We start from the raw sequence: 7,269 nt of genomic DNA on the forward strand, positions 1-7,269 counted from the left end.
TTTTAAGTCGAGACATAAAAAAACCGCGCTTTCGCGCGGTTTTTTCAGTTAAAGCGACAAATTATTTTTTGTCATCTTTCACTTCAGTGAACTCAGCATCTACAACGCCGTCGTCCGCTTTTTGAGATTGACCTTCGCCGCCTTGGAATGCATTCGGGTCAAAACCTTGCGCACCACCTTGGCCTTGAGCAGCTTCATATGCACGTTGTGTAATTGGCATGATGATATTTTGCAGCGCTTCAGTTTTCGCTTTGATTTCTTCAACGTCATTTTCTTTAGTTGCAGCTTCAAGCTCAGAAACCGCCGTTTCAACAGCAGTTTTTTCTTCAGCTGTTACTTGTTCACCAAGATCTTTCACTGCTTTTTGTGAAGAAGCAACTAAAGCATCCGCTTCGTTGCGTGCTTTTGCAAGCTCTTCAAATTTACGGTCTTCTTCAGCATTCGCTTCAGCATCTTTGATCATTGCTTCGATTTCAGCATCAGACAAACCTGAGTTTGCTTTAATCTGGATCGATTGCTCTTTACCAGTGCTCTTGTCTTTCGCAGATACTTTCAAGATACCATCAGCATTGATGTCGAAAGATACTTCAATTTGTGGCACACCACGTGGCGCAGGTGGGATGTCGCCTAACTGGAAGTTACCCAACAATTTGTTTTGCTGCGCCATTTTACGTTCACCTTGGTAAACTGAAATGTCTACAGCAGGCTGGTTGTCCGCAGCGGTTGAGAACACTTGAGATTTCTTCGCAGGAATCGTGGTGTTTTTCTCGATGATTGCAGTCAACACGCCGCCCATGGTTTCAATACCAAGTGTCAACGGAGTTACGTCAAGTAGAAGTACGTCAGTTTTGTCACCTGAAAGTACCGCACCTTGAATCGCAGCACCCATTGCGACTGCTTCATCAGGGTTTACGTCTTTACGTGGCTCTTTACCGAAGAACTCTTGAACCTTTTGTTGAACCATTGGCATACGAGACTGACCACCTACCAGGATCACGTCAGAGATGTCAGAAGTCGAAAGACCTGCATCTTTAAGCGCAATACGGCAAGGTTCAATGGTACGCGCAACCAGGTCAGCAACCAGACCTTCAAGTTTTGCACGTGTTACGTTGATCACTAAGTGTTTAGGACCAGTCGCATCAGCAGTGATGTATGGAAGGTTGATTTCAGTTGCATTTGAAGAAGAAAGCTCGATTTTCGCTTTCTCCGCAGCTTCTTTTAAACGCTGTAACGCCAGTGGATCTTGTTTCAGGTTAAAGTTTTGTTCTTTCTTGAACTCTTCAACCAGGAACTCGATTAACGCGTTATCGAAGTCTTCACCACCTAGGAACGTATCACCGTTAGTCGACAATACTTCGATTTGCTGGTCACCATCAAGGTCAGCAATTTCAATGATTGAAACGTCGAAAGTACCACCACCCAAGTCGTAAACCGCGATTTTACGGTCGCCTTCTTTCTTGTCCATACCGAACGCAAGTGCCGCAGCAGTTGGCTCGTTGATGATACGTTTAACTTCTAAACCTGCAATTTTACCTGCATCTTTAGTTGCTTGACGTTGTGCATCGTTGAAGTAAGCAGGAACAGTAATAACAGCTTCAGTTACGGTTTCGCCCAGGTAATCTTCAGCAGTTTTCTTCATCTTTTTCAAGATTTCAGCAGAAACCTGTTGTGGCGCCAATTTTTTGTCGTTGACATCAACCCAAGCATCACCGTTGTCTGCTTTGATGATTTTGTAAGGAACTAAACCGATATCTTTTTGTACCGCTTGGTCTTCATAACGACGACCGATCAAACGTTTGATCGCGAACAATGTGTTTTTCGGATTTGTTACTGCTTGACGCTTTGCAGATTGACCTACCAGAATTTCGCCATCTTTATAGGCAATAATAGATGGAGTGGTACGTGCGCCTTCAGCGTTTTCGATTACTTTAACTTTGTCGCCTTCAAGTACTGCAACACATGAGTTTGTAGTACCTAAGTCAATACCAATGATTTTAGCCATTTGGATGTTTCCTCTAAAATTTTTTTGTGATTTACACTTGTTATCCGATATGAGAGCCGTTCGATTTTTTTCAAGTAAATTTTTTGAAAAATTTCACAAACTCCCGAAATTATTTGGCTTAAGCGCCGACCATCACCATAGCAGGACGCAATAAGCGACTGTTGAGCGTGTAGCCCTTTTGCAAAACAGTCCCAATTTCATTGGCTTTGGCATTTGGATCAATCCCGACTGCCTGGTGCAGGTCAGCATTGAAACCGTTGTTGGTGTCTACTGCCACAACCCCGAATTTCTCCAAGGTATGCAATAACGATTTAAGGGTCAGTTCAACGCCTTCACGCAATGGTGTTTGCTCTTCACCTGCAGCCACAATGGCACGCTCCAGATTGTCGACTGTTTCTAGAAGCTCTTTAGAGAACTTTTCCAGAACCGTATCTTTATGCTTTTCAGATTCACGCTGAATACGTTCAACACTTTTTTGTGCTTCATAGACTGCATTGGCGGTACGGGCTTTTTCTAACTTTAAATCACCTTCAAGCTGCGCAATCTGCTCTTGTAAAAACTCAACGGAAACTTCAGCCTGCTCGGTTTCAGCTTGAGTTTGCGCTGTATCTTGTTCCGCTTGCTCTTGCTCAAGTTGTTGAGCTTGCTCGTTTTGCTCAGTCGCCATTGATTTACTCCGTTTAAATGGGTTCTTAAACATGTACAGTCCTTAGGCCTCAGTGTTCACTGCGTTTATGCTGAACTGCCATGGTTGTGAAGTTCTTGATTACCTAAAGAAATCGGGGCAGGGTGTAAAAATTCAAGCGTCGACCCAGATTAAATTTAAGATTTATACAAAATACTGAATCCAGCGGATAGCAGAACAAGCTATTCAGAACACAACAGCAGGATAGGATGAGAATAAAATACACGGACATCAGCAGCGATGAATCCGAATTTTGAACTGAATAGATTCAATTCGCGACTAAATCTAAGAATTAAGTATTTGAATATAAACATAAAAAATGAATAATCGTATTTTTGAATCAAATTAATAATTTTAATCCGTTTTAAGTATTGGTAAAAAAATTGCATCATACTTCTATTAACAGCGACCTTGTTCAGAGGAGAGAGCCGAACCGGGTTGCTGTTGCCCTATTTTAGAATTGCTTTTTTCAAGCTGAGTATCCCCAAAACTCAGCTTTTTTTTGCCTGTTTATTTATTAGACATAAAAACGATTAATATCTAAGCAATAAAGTCTTTCACAATAGATGAACTTTTGATTAATATTTATTCCAGATTCTATCGCTGTAGTTTCTTCTTATTTTGAAATGTGTTTTCGTGGCTTATCCTGTTCTCTAGATAAGCCTTTTTTTGTCCAGAATTTACCTTTTTTGAATTTGTTGGAATCAGTCGTCTCTATTTTAGCGGTTTGTAAGATAAAACTTACAGCTTGGATAGTGAATGTCCGCTTCATGAGAGCAAGTTGATTCGATAGGATAATTTGTGTAGAGAACAGGATGTTCTGGTTGAATTGCTGAGAAGCATAAGCGAAGTGGAAGTTCGTTTAACATAACCCTCTGCAAAGGCCCTAAAGAAATTTTCTTTAGGGTCTTTGTCTATCTGGCAGCTACCTTTTTCATTAAAAAAGCCCAGTCTGGGCTTTTAATAGAGAGGGTGATTCAAGTCTTAGTCACGACGATCCCGTGAACGTTGTTCCTGATGGCGTCGGTTGTCATTCCAGCGTTGATTAGAACGATTTTGCTGGACTTTTTTACTGCGCTGATCTGTTGCACGTTTACGCTCCAGATCCTGACGACGCTTGCGTTCTGCTTCTGCCTGTTTTTGCCGTTGCGTCATGATATTTTTACGTTGCTGTTCATGGCGCTGCCGTTCCAGTTGGCTTTTACGTCGATCAAGCTCTAACTTTCTTTTACGATCCTGCTCCCAATTGCGACGTTGTAATTCCTGTTTACGTCGATCGAGTTCAATACGTTTGTGTTGCTGTTCATATTCCCAGCGTTGCCGCTCATAGCGACGATCTTGTTCATAATGCCGGTCCAGTTCATAGCGACGGTCATAACGCTGATCATAGCGGCCGTCATAATAGCCACCATCTTCAGGAAATGCGACGCAGCCTACAGCTAAAAATGCAGTCGCCAAAGACAGAGCTATAATTTTTCTAGCCATAGGCATCCTCCCGATTTGTAATAAAAAATATACTTAAGCTCGCAAAAGTACGTCAAAAATAACCTTTAAACGGTCAATGATATCTTTTATAAATGAGGGTAACGTATCGAGTAGAAGCTATATGTACATTGATATTAAGACTTATATAAGAATATGGTCACTGAAACACTAATCGTGTAGAAACTATGAAGAATTAAGAGAATAAGGACTAAAAATAATGACTGTGAATCCTCCGGTTCTGAAAAGTGTGATGGAAAAGGGACAAGGGACGGCAGCGCGTATGCTGGACCGCTTACCTGGCATTGCACAGGAAGCATTGGTCAAGGCTCTGGATTATCCTCATGTTTATCCTGATTTAGATCCATTGGTTAAATGCCTGATGGCCATCCAGATAAAACAGGGGCATAGCAGTTTTATTAGTGAGGATCTGGCTCATTCGCGCACATTGTTTGATGCACGTATGAAAGCCATCCGGGCTAGACCGACCGCGGTCAAATTTGTTGAAGAGCTCCGCCTTCCTCTACAGAGTGGCAGCATCTTTGCCCGGCATTATCATCCAGCTCCACAAAAGAAGTTGCCGATGGTGATTTTTTATCATGGCGGTGCATTTATGGTGGGCGGTCTGGACAGCCATGATGAATTCTGTCGCTTGCTGGCAGTACATGCCAAAGTACAGGTGCTAAGCGTAGCTTATCCGCTGACGCCAGAATTTAGCCCCTTGCAGATGGTACAAGTCTGTGAAGATGCCTTGGCGTGGGCACATCAGCATAGCAAGCAGCTAAAAGTCTATAAAAACCGGATTGCCGTGGCAGGGGACAGTGCGGGTGGAAATCTGGCTACTGTCGTGGCACAGCGCAGTGCAGGCAAATCTTATGCTGCACGAGCGCAGCTTTTGCTTTATCCGGCGGTCGACTTTAAAAGCCGCCATCCTTCTTTCTATGCCTATAAAGATGGACTGGTACTTTCAGAGCAGGATATTGATCTGGTGACCTTAATGTATGCCCAAACCCATCAGATTGAACTGGATGATCCGCTGATTTCACCGACCTATGGTGAATTGCAAAACTTGCCGCCAAGTTATGTGATTACAGCACGTCATGATGTCCTGCATGATGAGGGTTCAATCTATGCACACAAGTTGCGTCAGAATGGTGTAGCTGTTCATTATGATGAATATACCGATCAGGCCCATGGTTTTATCAACCTGACCCCGATCTCCCGCCGTGCCAAAAAATATGTGATTGAGATCAGCAAGAACTTCCGCAAATTCTGGGACAAAAATAGTTAAATCGAAAGCATAAATGCAAAAAGGTGTTTCTCATGAAACACCTTTTTTTATAGATAGGTTTTTATCAGTTCTTATACTTTGCTGCTGATCTGCGCTTCAGGAAAGATCAGATTGAATTTGGGGACATAAAAGCTTTGCAGCAATTTGGCTTTGGAAAAGTCTGGAAATATATTCTCGGCATCTTGCCATTCTACTTGCGAGAGTTTGGAGAGGTGACCGCGAAACTGTGGACTAAACTGAAAACGCTGGCCTTTCCAGGCTTGCTGGATTTTCAACATAGACGCTGGAATATGATGACTATTAATATAGAACTGGCGTGCAGATTTGGTTTTCTTCAGCCGAATCGTCATATGCTGGTTCTGGTGTTGAATCTGACACAGTACTTCCTGATCCTTTTCCTGCCATTCAAATTGCGCATGTTCTTTGGGAATGCCCCATAAATGCTGACCGTGTACCACAGACTCATGGGTAGACACATAAATTTTAGGAATCGAGCTGAGGCGCCGTTTACTAATTAAAGGATGATCCAGAATCAGTAACTCTTCATAAGGGCCAATCGGCGAAGTGTGATAACGCACCAATAAGACTTGGACCATACGACCCAGCGGAGAAGGCGCAATACGGAACTGTTTCGCTTGCTCAATAAAGCTTGGGGTCAGCCAATAATTCAGAATAAAACCCTCACCCTGCAAATGCCAAGGTGGAAACTGGTGGATATTTTGCTCCTGTAATAATGCATGCTTCATTCTTATTCTCTTGTCTTTAGTCGGCAGGTCACTGCATTATGAGTTATAAAAGATTAATATATAGTCATTCACAACCATTACTTCTAAGTAGATGAGTTAATAAATGTTAAAGAAATCATTATGTGTCATCGCACTTGCTGCGGTCAGTCTACCAAGCTTCGCTGCAAATACGATTATTGAGATGAAGACTTCATCTGGAAATATTGAAATTGAACTCTTCAATGACAAAGCTCCAATCTCGGCAAAGAACTTCGAAAGCTATGTAAAGAGCAACTTCTATAAGGACACGATTTTTCACCGCGTCATTCCAGGCTTTATGGTGCAGGGTGGTGGCTTTGATGTGAACATGCAAGAAAAAGCCAATACTCAAGCACCCATTAAAAATGAATCATCGAATGGTCTGCAAAATAAACGCGGTACTTTAGCCATGGCGCGTACCAATCAGCCGGATTCTGCCCGAGCACAATTCTTTGTGAACCTGGTCGATAATGATTTCCTGGATCGTTCTGCTAGAAATGCCGGCTATGCGGTATTTGGTAAGGTCACTAAAGGTATGGATATCGTCGATCAGATTGCTAAAGTACCGACCCGAAACTATGGAATGCATCAAAATGTGCCGGTGAACCCTGTAAAAATCACCAGTGTGACGATTAAAGCACCAGTCGTGAAAAACTAGGCATAGAATAAAGCAGAAATATTTAATTTATATTTCTGTTTTAAAAATATGTACTTATGTAATGAATTGTATGGAATTGAACCAATTTGGTGCATAAAAATAAAACACTCGTGATTCCTGTGCGTTAAAAGCGCTTGCACGTGTAAGAAATTGCCCTATAATGAGCACATACCGACGAGATAGACGGAAACGAACGAAGCAGAATGGCGGAGTTGTTAAGTTTATCGAAGTCCAGCTTCTGGCACTGACGAGGTGTTGGAAAGATCATTAAGAGATTATGAAGAACAACTTGTGTGGATTTTTACTGGTTGATTGATCGAAATTATTTTCATTGATTGATGGTAGAAATTACTCGAAGTTTATTTGAGAAATATTTGTCAGAAAATT

General features: G+C 42.1%; 6 protein-coding genes. 2 read left to right on the forward strand and 4 right to left on the reverse strand.

The window, feature by feature from the left end; translation table 11 throughout:
• Positions 1-61: 61 nt before the first annotated feature.
• The 3 genes from dnaK to AC1P5O_RS11325 all read right to left on the reverse strand — a co-directional run bounded on the left by dnaK (position 62) and on the right by AC1P5O_RS11325 (position 4,172).
• Positions 62-2,002 carry a molecular chaperone DnaK gene (dnaK, locus tag AC1P5O_RS11315; RefSeq protein WP_086044256.1) on the reverse strand — a complete coding sequence of 647 codons (1,941 nt, stop codon included), beginning with the start codon at positions 2,000-2,002 and terminating at the stop codon, positions 62-64.
• Between the two features lie 118 nt (positions 2,003-2,120).
• Positions 2,121-2,702: a nucleotide exchange factor GrpE gene (gene grpE / locus AC1P5O_RS11320; protein WP_499006025.1), complete on the reverse strand. Its 582-nt coding sequence runs from the start codon at positions 2,700-2,702 to the stop codon at positions 2,121-2,123.
• Between the two features lie 969 nt (positions 2,703-3,671).
• The gene (locus tag AC1P5O_RS11325) at positions 3,672-4,172 is read right to left on the reverse strand and encodes a hypothetical protein (RefSeq protein WP_004647115.1); all 501 of its coding nucleotides are present in this window, start codon (positions 4,170-4,172) and stop codon (positions 3,672-3,674) included.
• A gap of 217 nt (positions 4,173-4,389) precedes the next feature.
• Between AC1P5O_RS11325 and AC1P5O_RS11330 the strand changes: the two genes are divergently transcribed.
• Positions 4,390-5,460 carry an alpha/beta hydrolase gene (locus AC1P5O_RS11330; protein WP_004647114.1) on the forward strand — a complete coding sequence of 357 codons (1,071 nt, stop codon included), beginning with the start codon at positions 4,390-4,392 and terminating at the stop codon, positions 5,458-5,460.
• Positions 5,461-5,531: 71 nt separating this feature from the next.
• Here AC1P5O_RS11330 and AC1P5O_RS11335 read toward each other — a convergent pair whose 3' ends face one another.
• Positions 5,532-6,206 (reverse strand): acetoacetate decarboxylase family protein, encoded by a 675-nt coding sequence (locus AC1P5O_RS11335; protein WP_004647113.1) that lies wholly within the window; start codon positions 6,204-6,206, stop codon positions 5,532-5,534.
• A 103-nt stretch (positions 6,207-6,309) separates the two neighbouring features.
• Between AC1P5O_RS11335 and AC1P5O_RS11340 the strand changes: the two genes are divergently transcribed.
• The gene (locus AC1P5O_RS11340) at positions 6,310-6,882 is read left to right on the forward strand and encodes a peptidylprolyl isomerase A (RefSeq protein WP_004647112.1); all 573 of its coding nucleotides are present in this window, start codon (positions 6,310-6,312) and stop codon (positions 6,880-6,882) included.
• Positions 6,883-7,269: the final 387 nt, after the last annotated feature.

The organism is Prolinoborus fasciculus (genome assembly GCF_056724605.1).